Annotated in this window: 18 protein-coding genes; 3 read left to right on the forward strand and 15 right to left on the reverse strand. The window is 59.3% G+C overall.

Annotated features, from left to right (window positions below; translation table 11 throughout):
* The first annotated feature begins 37 nt into the window (after nt 1-37).
* Nucleotides 38-1,138 (forward strand): linear amide C-N hydrolase, encoded by a 1,101-nt coding sequence (locus ACLB1Z_RS12585; protein WP_409560170.1) that lies wholly within the window; start codon nt 38-40, stop codon nt 1,136-1,138.
* A complete protein-coding gene (locus ACLB1Z_RS12590) occupies nt 1,135-1,572 on the forward strand; it encodes a calcium-binding protein (protein WP_409560171.1) in 438 nt (145 codons plus the stop codon). Before ACLB1Z_RS12585 ends, ACLB1Z_RS12590 begins: the two co-directional genes overlap by 4 nt.
* Before the next feature lie 348 nt (nt 1,573-1,920).
* On the opposite strand, the gene ACLB1Z_RS12595 is transcribed toward ACLB1Z_RS12590, so the two are convergent.
* The 3 genes from ACLB1Z_RS12595 to ACLB1Z_RS12605 form a co-directional block, all read right to left on the reverse strand.
* Nucleotides 1,921-2,250, reverse strand: a complete 330-nt coding sequence (locus ACLB1Z_RS12595; RefSeq protein WP_409560172.1) for a HigA family addiction module antitoxin — start codon at nt 2,248-2,250, stop codon at nt 1,921-1,923.
* A 10-nt stretch (nt 2,251-2,260) separates the two neighbouring features.
* Nucleotides 2,261-2,515 (reverse strand): type II toxin-antitoxin system RelE/ParE family toxin, encoded by a 255-nt coding sequence (locus tag ACLB1Z_RS12600; RefSeq protein WP_409563273.1) that lies wholly within the window; start codon nt 2,513-2,515, stop codon nt 2,261-2,263.
* 325 nt (nt 2,516-2,840) lie between these two features.
* Nucleotides 2,841-3,089: a hypothetical protein gene (locus tag ACLB1Z_RS12605; protein WP_409560173.1), complete on the reverse strand. Its 249-nt coding sequence runs from the start codon at nt 3,087-3,089 to the stop codon at nt 2,841-2,843.
* 247 nt (nt 3,090-3,336) lie between these two features.
* On the opposite strand from ACLB1Z_RS12605, the gene ACLB1Z_RS12610 reads away from it, so the two are divergent.
* On the forward strand, nt 3,337-3,690 hold the full coding sequence (locus ACLB1Z_RS12610; RefSeq protein WP_409560174.1) for a response regulator: 354 nt from the start codon (nt 3,337-3,339) through the stop codon (nt 3,688-3,690).
* A 254-nt stretch (nt 3,691-3,944) separates the two neighbouring features.
* On the opposite strand, the gene ACLB1Z_RS12615 is transcribed toward ACLB1Z_RS12610, so the two are convergent.
* From ACLB1Z_RS12615 to ACLB1Z_RS12670, 12 genes are all read right to left on the reverse strand, one after another.
* A complete protein-coding gene (locus ACLB1Z_RS12615; protein WP_409560175.1) occupies nt 3,945-4,130 on the reverse strand; it encodes a hypothetical protein in 186 nt (61 codons plus the stop codon).
* Nucleotides 4,131-4,141: 11 nt separating this feature from the next.
* Entirely contained in the window at nt 4,142-4,576 is a 435-nt protein-coding gene (locus ACLB1Z_RS12620) for a hypothetical protein (protein WP_409560176.1), read from the reverse strand.
* Between the two features lie 44 nt (nt 4,577-4,620).
* On the reverse strand, nt 4,621-4,830 hold the full coding sequence (locus ACLB1Z_RS12625; RefSeq protein ID WP_409560177.1) for a hypothetical protein: 210 nt from the start codon (nt 4,828-4,830) through the stop codon (nt 4,621-4,623).
* Nucleotides 4,831-5,427 (reverse strand): hypothetical protein, encoded by a 597-nt coding sequence (locus ACLB1Z_RS12630; RefSeq protein ID WP_409560178.1) that lies wholly within the window; start codon nt 5,425-5,427, stop codon nt 4,831-4,833.
* Entirely contained in the window at nt 5,427-6,437 is a 1,011-nt protein-coding gene (locus ACLB1Z_RS12635) for a hypothetical protein (RefSeq protein WP_409560179.1), read from the reverse strand. The genes ACLB1Z_RS12630 and ACLB1Z_RS12635 overlap by 1 nt, the downstream gene beginning before the upstream one ends.
* 46 nt (nt 6,438-6,483) lie before the next feature.
* Entirely contained in the window at nt 6,484-7,533 is a 1,050-nt protein-coding gene (locus ACLB1Z_RS12640) for a phage late control D family protein (protein WP_409560180.1), read from the reverse strand.
* 4 nt (nt 7,534-7,537) lie between these two features.
* On the reverse strand, nt 7,538-7,759 hold the full coding sequence (locus ACLB1Z_RS12645; protein WP_409560181.1) for a tail protein X: 222 nt from the start codon (nt 7,757-7,759) through the stop codon (nt 7,538-7,540).
* Nucleotides 7,759-8,157, reverse strand: coding sequence for a phage tail protein (locus ACLB1Z_RS12650; protein WP_409560182.1), 399 nt, complete (start codon nt 8,155-8,157; stop codon nt 7,759-7,761). Before ACLB1Z_RS12650 ends, ACLB1Z_RS12645 begins: the two co-directional genes overlap by 1 nt.
* Nucleotides 8,157-10,406: a phage tail tape measure protein gene (locus ACLB1Z_RS12655; RefSeq protein WP_409560183.1), complete on the reverse strand. Its 2,250-nt coding sequence runs from the start codon at nt 10,404-10,406 to the stop codon at nt 8,157-8,159. Before ACLB1Z_RS12655 ends, ACLB1Z_RS12650 begins: the two co-directional genes overlap by 1 nt.
* A gap of 127 nt (nt 10,407-10,533) precedes the next feature.
* Nucleotides 10,534-11,130, reverse strand: coding sequence for a phage tail assembly protein (locus tag ACLB1Z_RS12660; protein WP_024275948.1), 597 nt, complete (start codon nt 11,128-11,130; stop codon nt 10,534-10,536).
* Nucleotides 11,131-11,205: 75 nt separating this feature from the next.
* The gene (locus ACLB1Z_RS12665) at nt 11,206-11,718 is read right to left on the reverse strand and encodes a phage major tail tube protein (RefSeq protein ID WP_024275949.1); all 513 of its coding nucleotides are present in this window, start codon (nt 11,716-11,718) and stop codon (nt 11,206-11,208) included.
* A gap of 76 nt (nt 11,719-11,794) precedes the next feature.
* Entirely contained in the window at nt 11,795-13,291 is a 1,497-nt protein-coding gene (locus ACLB1Z_RS12670) for a phage tail sheath subtilisin-like domain-containing protein (protein ID WP_024275950.1), read from the reverse strand.
* Between the last annotated feature and the right edge of the window lies 1 nt (nt 13,292).

Raw genomic sequence — 13,292 nt, forward strand, 5'->3', positions numbered from 1 at the left:
GAGACAGTCGCGTCAACGGCAAAAGAAAGTCCACCAAATGTTTAGGCATCGCGCCACATCCAAAATAGCTGCAGTTGCTATTGTAACGATCCTTCTCGGTGCCTCGGCGCAAGCCGTACAGGCCTGCACGGGCATTCGTCTCATTGCGGAAGACGGCACCGTCGTTCACGCCCGGACTTTAGAATTCGCTACCGATATTCACTCCGAACTCATAATGGTCCCGCGCGGCTATGCGCGGATTGGCACCACTCCAGACGGAAAAGAAGGACTGAAGTGGACGACAAAGTACGCAAGTGTCGGAATGAACGGCGTCGGACTTCCGATCTTGTTCGATGGACTTAACGAAAAGGGCCTAGCTGCCGGAATGTTCTACTTTCCAACCTCCGCCGGATACATGCCCTACACTTCGGGCGACGCGGGCAAGACCATTGCGCAGTGGGAAGTCGCATCGTGGATTCTGGAGAACTTCGCCACCGTCGAAGAGGTTAAAGCCAACATTGCTAGCGTAGTCGTCCCAGCCGTTGTGTTCGCTGGATGGGGCTTCGCGCCCGAGGCCCACTACATCGTGCATGATGCTGCAGGCAAGAGCATCGTCATCGAGTATGTGGGCGGCAAGCTCAACGTCTACGATAATCCACTGGGTGTGATTACCAACTCGCCAGCGTTTGACTGGCATATGACAAACCTTCGCAACTTCGTGAATTACTCGATGACGAACGCGCCGCCCGTGCATCTAGGCGCCCTCACACTGCTACCGACGGGCCAGGGCTCCGGCATGGCGGGCCTTCCGGGAGACTTCACGCCACCGTCGCGCTTTGTTCGAGCGGTCGCCTTCAGTCAGTCGGTCTTTCCGTCAAAGACCGGGCGCGATGCCATTCTGCAAGCCTTCCACATCCTAAACCAATTCGACATACCAAAAGGTGCCGCCCGCGAGCAGAAAGACGAGCACGGAAATATCCCTGCCGACTATACCTTGTGGACCTCGGCCAGCGATCTCAAGACAAAGCAGTACTTTTTCCGCACCCACGAGAACAGCCAGATCCGCATGGTCGATCTGATGAAGATGGACATCGACGGCAAGGGCATCGTCAAAATCTCGATCTCGGGCGACGAGGTCATAAAATCGCTAACGCCATGAACGAACGCGACGGTAACATGCGTTTAAGAACTCTGCTTCTGTTGTCAGGCATTGGATTTCTGACCGTTACAACGCCGATTAGTGCGAGGATATCTTCAGCAGCGATCCTGCATATGCTGGACACGGACAACGATGCTACCGTTGATCTTGCCGAAGCTAGGCAAGCCGGGGCTGCGGTGTTCGACCGACTCGATTCCGACAAAGATGGCACTTTGAATATCGACGAACTGAGTGGCCGTCTTACCAAAGAAGAAATCGAGGCAGGCGACCCAGGCCACAAGGACAATCTAACCAGAGATCAGGACTTGGCGATCGTGGATCTGCGATTCAAAGGCGTCGATTCAAGTCACGATCAAAAACTCGACATTCAAGAACTTTCGTCTCCATCTGGAGAAAGCTTGGTCAAGCTCATCGTCTATCGCATTCTTATCTAGGTCTGCGAATTCTTGCCTTGGGCATGTGCGGCAATGCCTTAGACGCCCGACCGCCTTCAACTGATCTTATGCCCCATTCGCCAGATGTCTGTTCTTGGAGGCATTGCTGACGCGATGTCTGCTCATCAGGAGACCATGCGCTTTCGACAATAAGACTTCCGCTTTCTCGGCATCCCGGTCGTAGTTCGAAGGGTCATGCTGCGGCTGGTCAAGTCAGCTTCTGGGATATAGATTCCCCCACTGGGAGTGGTCCTAAACGACCTGTGGCCGGCACGAAAAAGCCTCAAAAATCGGGGCGAAGCGGACATTTGGCTTCGGAAATCACCAAGCATTCCAAGGCCGCTCGCGCTAGGTGGCCTCGCGCGTTGAGATCGCAGCGTAGATCTTACGCTTTTTGACGACGGCCACGGTCAAATCGTACATCGATTGCAAGTTCATCCAGAACTCAGCCGACCCACCGAAATACTGCGCCAGCCGGATCGCCGTGTCCGCCGTCATGCCGCGTCGCTTCGCGATGATCTCTGTCAGGCGATTGGCCGGCACGCCAATCTCCTTCGCAAGCGCCCGCGCGCTCATGTCGAGCGGCTTCAGGAACTCTTCGTCCAGCATCTCGCCTGGGTGCGTTGTGACCCGTTTCATGTCGAGCAGACTTGGCGCGGGATAAGTCGTCTTCGTCATGGCTTCGTCCTCAGCGATAATCCGTGATCTCAACTTCGTTCGGGCCAGCATCCGTCCATTTGAAGCAGACCCGCCATCGAATGTGCATGCGGATCGAGTGCTGCCCCTCTCTGTCACCCGTGAGCAGTTCCAGTCGATTGCCGGGAGGAACGCCCATGTCGGCCAGATGCTTCGCCGCTGCAAGCTGACCGAGCGTGCGTTCAGCGATGGCGCTGACCTTCTGCCAGCCTTTTCTGGTTTTGCCCGTCCGATAAGCGGAAGTGATTCAGACGATCTTCCGAGGTAGGCTATGCGCTTGGAAGCGCCTTCCCCGGTCGCACCCTGTTCGCACCGAAGGAATTTTTTGACCGAAGGGCGATCCGGACAACCTATTGAATTAATTGGCGATCCCGGCAGGACTTGAACCTGCGACCCTCTGCTTAGAAGTCTGGGCGATTTTGTTGAAAAACAACGCCGTGTCTCCATTCAACTCGGTGAAGCGGAGTATTCCAATGCATTGATTTTGTTGGGACCGCCGTTTCAAGTGAGACACAAGCGGAGTTGGGGGCGAGTCATGACGTGCGCTGCTGGAAACATACCAAGCTTGGGCGTCACTCGTCGGCGCCATCCGCCCCAAGGAAGCGACTGCCGTTTGAAATTCCAAGCACGCCAAAGTCCTGAGATCGCGAACCTTCGGCCACCTCTCCAGAAGGAACGATGGCTAGGCCTCTCTTCAAAAGTTCGCGTACCGCCGCTGCGCGACTTGGTAGTCGATATTTATACCTAAAATCGTCAAGCGCCCGCATCTCGTCTGCTTCGAGCATTATCTGCAAACGTTGTTCACGGTTCGCACGAGCCATTGCGACCTCCATTTCGCGAGTTCGCCTATTCGAAGGATGAGTAATCTGCTAAATTTGATCAAAGCGCTGCCTTAACGCAATAGTGTGCTGTTGGGTTCCCGGCGCTCTTGGCATAACAGGCTCAAGCAAGTTATTGTTTTTTTGGATTTTTCCTACATCTTGATGCACGGAGGCCAGAATGCTTATTCGTGGATCCGTCGAGATGACCGTGGAAATGCCTGCGACGCTCTCGAGCAATCGGCCGCGAGTGTTGATCGCAGAAGACAGTCTTTTGATTGCGATGGACCTCGAAAATATTCTCACAGCGTTCGGCTGTGAAGTTATCGGACCCGTCTCAACCGTCGGCGAAGCCATAGACCTAATCGCAGTTTCTAGCATCGACGCGGCGATACTTGATTTTCTTTTGGCGGACGGCAGCGCGGAGCCCCTTGCTGAATACTTGGACGATAAAGGAATTCCTTTTGCGATTTGCACCGGCACGGAAGAACATAAGCTTAGCGAATATTACCCTCGCACGCCGATCCTTGGGAAACCTTACGATTCGGATGACGTGCGCATGCTTGTCAACGGCCTCATCGCGTGTCGCTTGACAGGGTCTTAACGCCTGGATTGGTTAGCCCTCGTCTCCGAACGAGCGGGCCGCCGTTTCGAGTGAGTCACAACGGACCTCCCCTCAAACGCAAAAAAGGCCCGCCTCCGCTACCATGCGGGAATGGTAGCAGAGGCGAGCGTGACACGCACCGGGAGAGAGGGCGCGCGCTTCGAGCCGACGTACGCGAGGGGGTTGCTCACCGTCGGCCTGAACAGTGAGTAGCTAGGGCTGTATCGGCCTAGGGCCTAGATGCCCGCCGAGAGTCAAAATTGGACGATTGGCGGTCGGTCTAGCCTTCGGGCGGCACCGGCCGACATTTCCGCGATGAGCCGGGCGGCCTCAATCCGCTCTTGTGCTGGTTCGTGGCGCGACTCGCTCGATAGCTTCGCGTGGCGCGTCGGCGTCATGACGACGGCGACGACCGCGCCGATCGACATGGCGAACGCCATCAACCACAGCCCTACTCGTGCCCTTCGCGGCCACTTGCAACGTAGGTATCGATTAGGCCCTTCAATGCTTCCGGATGCGACGCGACGCTGGCCGCCGCCACGATGATCGCGATGGCGATCGCGACTTCCTTCAGAGACGCGACCGCTTCGACGAACTCCTTCGCCGCCTTGATGAGTTCGATCAGAAGTTCGATCAACGCGTGTACCATACTCCGCTTCTTTTCCGCCTCTTGACGCTCCGACCCCGGCGGCCCTGTTAGGCGGAGGTGCGTTTCGAGCGAAGCGACGCGCGATCCCAAATTCGCCATCTCCTTCGCCCCAACTTCCAGTCGAAAGTTGTAGTAATTGATCCAATCTGTCGCCCAATTGTCCGTCTGGTCGATCCGCTCGATAAGCCGACCCAAAAGCACCCGCGAGTCGTTCTCGTCCCCGGTCGGCAAATTCATGGCCCGCGGCCCCCGATACCTGCGTCATTGTCCCCTCAATCGAGCTACTTCGTTTCGCCTTTGCACAACTCGGCTAGAGCGGCGTTAGTCCCCGCCGTCCACACGCGCGCGTCATCCGGCTTAATGTCGGAGACGCGGCCGGTGTATGGATCGAGAACGCTGCAGGCGCGCTCCCTCACCATCGGCGGCGGCGCCTTTGTCTCCGCACACGCCGCAAGCGCCAGCGTGGCGGAGATTACAAGAGCGGCTCGCATTTAGGTGCCGAACGCTTTCTTGATCTGCGTGACCCAAGCCGACCACGGATCAACCGTCTTTTTCGCCCTTGTCGATCGCGTGCGCTTCGACTTCGCGGTGGCGGCCTTTGCGTCTGCCAGCGCTTTCGCATTGGCCTCGGCTGTGGCTTTAGCCTCGGCAAGTTCCGAGGTCGCGCTCGATGCCTTCTTTTCAGCGGCGATCTTCGCAAGCTCCGCGGCCTCGGCCTTTTCCTTCGCGGCCTTGGCAGCCGCCGCGGTGGCGTCGGCCTGCTGCTGATAGACGACGGCCTCCTGGCGGTAGGTTTCGAGATCGCCCTCGCCCTGCTTGTGGCCGTTGTTCCAGCCGTACCAATTGCCCGCGACGAGCGCTATGCCGATGATGATGCCAACCCGCGGGTTCTTCACGCAATCAGCAATGGCCTTGGAGAGTTGCTCCCAGACGAACGCGGCAGCGGTCTGAATGCCGCCGATCAGCATCGAGAGAAGCGTGCCCCATCCGGGGAATGTGAACGATAGGCCCGTCTTCAGGAGACCTGACAGACCTATTTTGCCGATGACCCAAAGGCCGCCTTTGGCGATGAGATTAAGAATCCACATTAGTTGATACCCCCTCGGTTGAGCCACTTTTTGAGATCGATGTGTCGGCTGACCGCCCAGAGCAGCAGCACGACGCCCAGCCATGTCGCGACCGTCGTGAGATCGATCCGGGCGGTGGACGCCAGCCCGTTGATCACGCCCATCTGCGTGTCGACGTCGTTCTTGATGTCAGGCATCGATGAGAACGCCGAATTGAATGCTTGAGCGATGACGCTCGCGACGGCTCCGGCTTTGAGAAGAAGCGTGCCCCAGAACGTGGCGTGCACCGTTTTGGATTTCAGAGCTTCGCCGACCGCCGAGGTAGGCGGCGCTGGTGGCGCGAGCGCGAGCGGCTTCTCCGCGACCTTCTGCAACAGCGGCTGCTCCTGCTCGCCGACGATCGACGGGTCGAGCTGGATCAGACACTGCAGCAACGGGAAGCAGCCCGGCTGCGGGTCGACGAAATTCTTGCTGAACTTTCCGTCCTTGACGTACTTGCCCTTCGTGTAGAGGTCGGAACCTGCGAGCACGTAGGGCGATGGCAAACCACGATTGAAGTAACCGCGGCCGTTGTAGTCTTCGAGGAAGACGCCCGTTGCGCCGATCGTCCAAGGCCCGAACGTGTCGGCGTGCTTCATCATCAGCGCATCGATGGCGCTCTCGAACCATTCGAACGGCGGCGAGCCCGCCTGCGGATGACCCTTGGGGACATGCGTGGTCCGCTTGGTCAACGGATCGCCGTTGTGCAGATGCGTTTTGAAATCGCACGATGACTCGCGCTCATGAATGCAGCCGACAACCGGCCACGGAATGCCGAGCGCGAGTTCGACTTTCTTGTACTGCTCTTTGCCCGCGAGAATGCGCTTGGCCGCGACCATCGTACCGCCCAGGCGCTCCGGACGCTGGTGCATCACGTCCCATTCCTGTTCGTATTTTGCGGCCCGCTCTCGCTCACTCTCATCGAAGAAAGTCGGCACAAGCGGTTCCACCGGCGCAGGCGCAGTCGCGCCCGCCATTGCTGGCAAGGTCATAGTCACCCCTCAATGTTTGCAGAAAAGTGCGCGAGAACGCCGCGCGTTACGCGATATCTGAGTAGTCGTCGCCGGCGGACCCGCCACCCGAGCCACCGCCCTTTGTGGGCACTTGCGTCTTGGCGGAAATATCGACCCGGTAGCCACCGCCCTTGTCGAACTTGTGCGAGGCCGTCTCGATGATGACTGGCTGGCCATCCGCTTCGGGATGCACGCCCGCATACATCATCGTCGCGCCGCCGCGCGCGCCGGTGTTGCCGATGATCCCGACGCTCGTCGTCATCGAGTCTCGCTGAAGCTGATTGGCCTTCGCTGTTGCGACACGCTTCGCTTCTTGCTGGTTCGCGACCTGGTGCCGGAGCGTCAACATTGCCATGCCGCGCGGCGCGCTCGCCGCAAGTTCATACTTCCGCTTACCCTCGTCGGTGTCATGGTAGGCGGCACGCACCTGCTTGTAGGCACCGCGTTCCGTCCATTTGATGCTGCACGTATCCTTGATGATCATGGGCGGCGTGACGATCAGCGTAGGCAGCAAAATACCGCTCGCCGTTGCCCCCGACCCCTTCTTCGCAAGGATCATCTTTCCGTCTTTGATCGCGAACACCGCATCGAGCCGACGCGCCATGCGATCGATGTAGTGCAGTCCAGATTCCGAGAGTTGCGCGAAGTATCCATCTTTCCCGGCAAAACCCGCGATCTCGGGATCAACTTGCGCGACAAGGCCGTTCTCGCTGGCGACCTGCTGTGCCACTTGTCCGAACGTCGCGCCGTCCCAATGCCGGTTGCGATGCTGCTTGAGATCGTCGCGCATGTCGGCGGACTTGCCTTGGATCGAAAGCGTGTAAGATAGACACTTCAGTTCGACGTCGTCGGCGGTGAAGGCCCCAAAATACTCGCCTTCGATCCACGCGGCGATGATCGCCTTTTTTCGCGGCACGGCTAGGAACGGCGGCCCGGCGTTGAGCTGAAGGTCGATCGTGTCGGACGTCGTCCCTTCTTTGTCCGTGATCGTCACTGAAATCAGGCGATCGAGAAACACACCGGAGACGGGCTTGCCGTCTACGGTGATGATGATGGACGGATGTTCGGCCGACATTGCATCAGTCCCAGAGCTTCACGAGCGGTGTCTTGGAAAGCGTCGTCGGGAGATCGGGCAAAACGATCTTGATGCCACGCGGCAGGATTGCCGGTTGTTCTGAGAGCCGCACGGCGTAGTTCGCATCGAGCACAGCCTCGACTGCGCCGGATTGTTTGCCGTCGTAGAAACGATAACAGATCATGTCGATCATATCGCCGTCGACGGTGACGTAGGTCCTCGCCATCAGAGCGCCTCCAATCTTCGAAGCTCAATCGAATAGCTCGTCCGGCGGGCAAGGCCGTCGTATCGGATCGCGTCACGTTCCTGCGAGACGCGCTGGATCGCATGGCGGCCGTGGACCTTTCCGGAGAACGTCACGAGCATCAGCGGCGTGCCGCTTTTGGCCGACGCCCGGATGCCTTCGAGCGACGACAAGCCGCCGAATTCTTCCTCGAACACGATGCCCTTGATTGCGAAACGATCGTCGCGCGGCCCCGTCCATTGGAGGGCGGTCAGCCGATAACAGACTTCGATCTCCGCCCACGGCGTATCAAGATCGATTTCCTGGGTGTTGAACGAGAACCCGAGCGCGCGGAAGGCAAAGCCCCCCAGCGCCATCGGCGTCGGACCTTGTGCGGCCATCAGCGTGCTCCGTCGTGATAAGCGCCGCGAAGCGCATTCGCGGCCGCCGCGGCCTGGGCGCTCGATGCGGCGGACTGAACGGCGGGAATACCCGCGCGCATGCCAGCGGCAAGGCTTTCCATGAGGCGCTGGCCTTCCGCCGAGAGATTGACGCCCGCGAAGATCGAGCGAATTTGATCGGCAGTCTGTCGCGCGATCGCTATGACCTGATCGCTGGCTGCTGGGCCGTTTTGCCCTTGTGCACCGCCATTCGGAGCTTCAGCCGCTTGAGCGTCACCGCCCATCCCCATTGTGAGGAATCCCCACCCGAACGCTTTGATGGCGCTCAGGACGCTGCCGGTTTTCTGATAGTCCTTGTACGCAGCATAGATGCCGGTGCCAGCAGACGCGCCCAGCATGACATAGCCGAGCCCAGGGATCAGAAGCGCGCCAGCGCGCGCCAGCAGGCTGCGGCCGGTCGTTGTGGCAGCGGTCGCGCCAGCAGCGCCCATGCCGGCAATCATAAGGTCGGAAGCCAACGCGCCACGCGCGCCGGTCATTCCGAGGATCATTCTTTGGTTCGCAATCTTCGCGGCGGCCGATCCTGCTTTCCAATTTTTCATGCTGAATAAAGCAGCACCACCGGCGGCACCCTCCGCTGCGCCGCCCCAGCCGAGCCAGCGCGCACCGGCCACCGCCGCGCGACCGCCTGCCTTTGCCAACCCTCCTAACGCCATGAGCGGACTAGCCACCAAGCCTGCTAGAAGCAGCCCGCCGATCGCCGTGGTTACGGTGCCAGGGAGTGCACCGATGGCGGTCGAGAGATCAATAATCGCGCCTTTCGCCTTCTCGATCGCGCCAGTGTCCTGCAACTTTAGCTGCAATTCCTGCCACGCGCCGGCGACCTGATCGGCAGTGCCTGCCTCAGAATCCTTTCGGGCACTCATAGCGTTGTCGAGGAACGACCCGTCTACAGATTGAAGCTGCTGAAAGAGCGCGTATAGCTTGTCGTAATACTGAAAAATTGGCGTATCGCGAGCATAGTGCTTGCCTTCGAAGATATCCATCAATGCGCCAGGACCGGCCTTTTTATCGACCAGCTCTTTTATGAAACCCTGGAGATCGAAATTTGAGCCGGTCGTCGTCACGGAGTTTGCGACTGCATTTCGAACCGACTCGCGATCGGCCTCCGTCGTCAAACCGCGATATTTCATCAGCCGGTTCGTCAGGTTCTGCTGGAATTCTGGGCTAGCCGTAATCCCTTTCTCTTGCGCGTGCTTTAGCTGCCTCTCGACCCATGCCTTCTGCCGTTTGCTAAGACCGCCGCCGAGCAGACTGTTTAACTGCTGCGTGGCTTTCCCCGGATAGGCAGCGACGCCGTCTGTATATTTGGCGCGATTGATGCCTAGCGCATCAAGCGCCTTCAGCCCCGCAGCGGTCGGCTTGATGACATGCGCCGCCATCGACTTAAAGGACGTCCCGAGTTCCGAAGCGCCGAATCCGTAGTTTGAGCCGTGCGCAAGCGCTGCCAGCGCAAACTCCGGCGAAATTCCCATCGACGCCCACTGTGGCGCGAACTGTCGCATGCCCTCGATGATGCTGCCAGGACCGAGCGCGCTGGCGGCGCCGGCGACCGCAACCTTTCCGGCAATGCCCTTAATCCAAGCGTCAATGAAGCCTGGATCGTTAGCGTCTTTACCCATCTTCTTGGCAAGAGCTTCGCGCTGCTTTGCGTAGGCGTTGTAGATTGCGTTCATGAACTGCACGGCGTCTCCGGACGCCAACGCCTCGGGCTCGGTCATGTGAAGTCCGAGCGCGGCTTTCCATACGGAGTCTGCAGCCGGTCCGGATAGGCCGACCTTCTGCACTTCCTCGCGCGCCTTCATCGTTTCATCGGCGGTCGTGCCAATGCGCGTCGCGAGTGCGCGGGCGCTTTTCGCCGTGGCGTCCATATCCTTTCGCCACGCCGCCCAGTCTGTTTTCCCGTCCTTCATGTAATCGGAGAGCCGTGCGAAGCCGTAACCCCACTTCGACTCGTTAAAATTTTTAGTCGATTGCATGAAGGCATAGAGGCCCACGCCGGCGGCGGCTGTCGTCGTCGCCAGCGACCGGAAGTGCTCGCGAGCACGTCCGGCTTCCTCGCGCATAACGCGGAACGAGCTCGTCGTGGCCCGACTGCGCAATTGCTTCAGAGAAGTGGCGATGTTCTTCGCCGGACCCGATACGCGATCGGTCAGGCTAATAACGAGCCGTGAACTAAGATTAGCCACGAGGGCCTCTATTCGTTAGGAGGTTTCCGATAGAAGTTGACGGCTTCAATCCATTGGAAGGCATCATCGAGCTTGATGCGAAGCACGTCCGAGATCGACGAGTGCAGGCCGTCGCAGAGAGCGACGGCTATATTTCGCCATCCGGCATCGGGTCGGTATCGTTGAGAAAAGGGAGCAGCCATTCCTCCATCCGCCAAACGTCTTTCATTTGAAGCTTGGCGATAACCGGGATGGTGAGCCCAGACAGAACGGCGATCGACGCTGCAGTGACCTGATTGGGACCGCCCTTGACCTTCTCGATAGCAATGCCGGCCTCAAGGTCTGGCTCGCGCAGTGTGATCGTGGTGACTTTCCGGCCGCCGGCATCGATCGGATGCAGAAGCGTGAACGTAGCGCCGTCTGCTTCGGTGATCGGTTCCGGCGCATCCTCTGCGCGCTGCTCGATGATCGCCTGAAGCTTTCGAGAATCCTGCGTCTTCATCCGGCGGATCGCTTCCTCGGGCACGCCTGAGACGATCGCATAAAGCGCAATGACTTGGGCCATGCCTTCCGGCTTCTGATCCGACATAATGTGATCGGCGAGCGTCGGCTCCTTGATCGTGAGTTCGTTCCAGATCTGCGCCCCGTCGCTGATCGGCCGCGAAAGTGGCAATAGCGCCCCGGCGGTCGATTCCTGCGCAGGTTCCTGTGTGGCGGCGACGAGGCCGGTACGTTTGGTCGTCATAGTGTCTCTCCCTCAAAAATGAAAAAGGCCCGGCTTCCCCTGCCGGACCTTTTGGTTTGGTGACTGCGGTTTAGTTTAGCTCACGAGCAAGGCGCGACGGATGTTCTGCGTTTGGCTCACGCCGCCGATCTTGATCTCGAACGGATCGATTTCGTAGATCGGCTGGCCGTCGATCTCGAGCTTGTAGTAGCGGAACGACATTTTGTAATCGACGTTCGCCACGTCGCCGCGCTTGTGAGCGTCCGGCGTCAATTCGCTCAGCATGCCGCGGAAGTAGGCCACCGCAGAATGCGTGGTGCCATCGTCGTCGACGAGAGCGCCGGTCGCCATGTATTCCGTCTCGACGCCGATCGCGAGGCCGAACAACGTCAGCACGGCCGGGTCGAAGCTCGTCATTTTGAAACCAAGCTCCGGAGCCTCATAGCCCATCGGAACTTCGATTTCGGTTTCCATACCCGCGTTGAAAACCTTCTCCATCTTTCGCTTGAGAGATGGGAAGCCGATTTCGCTCGCCTGCCCGATCTGACTGATGCGGTTGACCCAGAGCGTAGCGTTGCGCATCAAATAGCGCGGCCGTTCACTCGCCATTGCGTGAAACTCCTGTGTTCGATTGTTGCCGGTAGATGTGAAAGGTGGCCGACGAGAGCGCCGACCGCGCTAGTTGTTAGGTGGCGCTTGAGCCGATGCTCGTGCTCGTGCTCAGAGAGATCGAACCGCCTTCGATCGCCGCGCCGACGCGCTGCAGCAGCAGCGTGTAAGCCTGAATGTTCTGGTAGGCTTCGATGCGGATATCTTCCATCGGCGGCGGCACTTCGTACTTGATGGACAGCGTCACGCGGCCCTGACGAAGCTCGGTCGGCGCATTCAGTTCCTCATCGAGCCACACGTCCGAACCGCGCAGCAAGTAGCCCTCGGCTTCGAGCGTGCGCAGGAAGGCGCGGGCGCTTTCAACGAGAAACTTGAGATTGGCTTCGGTGAGCGGCTTGTCGACGAACTCAAGATAAGCCTTCTCGATCGCCTCGTTCACAAAGTCACGCGTGCGGCGGACCGACAGGAACGTGTTGGCCGTCGTGCGGTTGCCCCAGGTGCGATAGCCCTCGCCGAAATTGACGATCGTGGAGACGCAATTTTCGTTGAGGTAATCAGTCTGGTTGCCGTACACGATCGGCCGCGTGACGCCATCGATGCCGTAGATCAGCTCGTTCGATACCGACTTGACGAAGCCCTGATCGCGGTCGACGCGGCACTGGACGCCCGCGAAGCGCGCCGATGACGGCTCCGGAACGTAAGCGTCGAGATCGGTGTCATAGACCTGTACTTGCGGATCGCAGATCATGAACCGATCGGTGCCGTACTTTTCGCGCGTGATGACGGCCGCGTCGTCGGTCGTGTTCGGACCGTCGATGAAAGCCACGGCCTTCAATTGAGAGCAAATCCCTTCGAGTTCATGGGCGACGGGATTGCCCACGGTGCCGATCGTGACCTGAAACGTGACGCCAGCGCCGGCACCGGCGTTGCTGACTTGGATCGTCGGCGCATCCTCGCCAGACTGGTAACCCCAGCCCGGCTTGACGATGGCGACGCCGGTGAATGCACCCTCGACAATGATCGGCGTGAGTTCTGCTCCATGACCGCTGCCGCCGACGACGGTCAACGTCGTATCCGGGCCGTAGTTCTCGCCCGGTGCCGTGACGGCGATGGCAGAGACGCCGTCCGAGGCCAGCGCCTGCGTGAAGCCCGGCGCAATGAAGATCCGCGGACCGAGGTTGCGGCCATAAAGACCTTCGATTTTGAACGCCGCGTGGACGCCGGTCATGGTCGGGCCATCGCCGACAATGTTCGATAGCGTCTCTTGGCTCGTCTGCCCCTGCTCGTGCCGCGTGACGTACACGTAGGCACCGAGGCGACTGTCGCCGCCCTGATCGAAGATGGCATCGAGCGCCTTGCGGAGCGTGCCTGTCGTCCCGAGCTTGTCGGCGATCGAGTAGTTCGATGCACCCTTGATGAGGACGGGCATGTCGATCGGGAACGTGTCCTCGTCGGCGTCAGGCGCGGTGCCGTGTAGCGAGATGACCGCCGACTGCGACGTGCGGATGCTGATCACGTCCTCGTTGACTTCGAACGTGCGCGTGCCGTGGTGGAAAGAAATGTCGACTGCCATC

It is taken from the genome of Hyphomicrobium sp. MC8b (genome assembly GCF_905067615.1).
Classification (GTDB): domain Bacteria; phylum Pseudomonadota; class Alphaproteobacteria; order Rhizobiales; family Hyphomicrobiaceae; genus Hyphomicrobium_B.

Excerpts from the sequence above, each read along its gene's own strand:
- ACLB1Z_RS12585 (WP_409560170.1), top strand. The coding sequence starts at position 38 with ATGTTTAGGCATCGCGCCACATCCAAAATAGCTGCAGTTGCTATTGTA.
- ACLB1Z_RS12590 (WP_409560171.1), top strand. The coding sequence starts at position 1,135 with ATGAACGAACGCGACGGTAACATGCGTTTAAGAACTCTGCTTCTGTTG.
- ACLB1Z_RS12595 (WP_409560172.1), bottom strand. The coding sequence starts at position 2,250 with ATGACGAAGACGACTTATCCCGCGCCAAGTCTGCTCGACATGAAACGG.
- ACLB1Z_RS12605 (WP_409560173.1), bottom strand. The coding sequence starts at position 3,089 with ATGGCTCGTGCGAACCGTGAACAACGTTTGCAGATAATGCTCGAAGCA.
- ACLB1Z_RS12615 (WP_409560175.1), bottom strand. The coding sequence starts at position 4,130 with ATGGCGTTCGCCATGTCGATCGGCGCGGTCGTCGCCGTCGTCATGACG.
- ACLB1Z_RS12620 (WP_409560176.1), bottom strand. The coding sequence starts at position 4,576 with ATGAATTTGCCGACCGGGGACGAGAACGACTCGCGGGTGCTTTTGGGT.
- ACLB1Z_RS12625 (WP_409560177.1), bottom strand. The coding sequence starts at position 4,830 with ATGCGAGCCGCTCTTGTAATCTCCGCCACGCTGGCGCTTGCGGCGTGT.
- ACLB1Z_RS12630 (WP_409560178.1), bottom strand. The coding sequence starts at position 5,427 with ATGTGGATTCTTAATCTCATCGCCAAAGGCGGCCTTTGGGTCATCGGC.
- ACLB1Z_RS12635 (WP_409560179.1), bottom strand. The coding sequence starts at position 6,437 with ATGACCTTGCCAGCAATGGCGGGCGCGACTGCGCCTGCGCCGGTGGAA.
- ACLB1Z_RS12640 (WP_409560180.1), bottom strand. The coding sequence starts at position 7,533 with ATGTCGGCCGAACATCCGTCCATCATCATCACCGTAGACGGCAAGCCC.
- ACLB1Z_RS12645 (WP_409560181.1), bottom strand. The coding sequence starts at position 7,759 with ATGGCGAGGACCTACGTCACCGTCGACGGCGATATGATCGACATGATC.
- ACLB1Z_RS12650 (WP_409560182.1), bottom strand. The coding sequence starts at position 8,157 with ATGGCCGCACAAGGTCCGACGCCGATGGCGCTGGGGGGCTTTGCCTTC.
- ACLB1Z_RS12660 (WP_024275948.1), bottom strand. The coding sequence starts at position 11,130 with ATGACGACCAAACGTACCGGCCTCGTCGCCGCCACACAGGAACCTGCG.
- ACLB1Z_RS12665 (WP_024275949.1), bottom strand. The coding sequence starts at position 11,718 with ATGGCGAGTGAACGGCCGCGCTATTTGATGCGCAACGCTACGCTCTGG.
- ACLB1Z_RS12670 (WP_024275950.1), bottom strand. The coding sequence starts at position 13,291 with ATGGCAGTCGACATTTCTTTCCACCACGGCACGCGCACGTTCGAAGTC.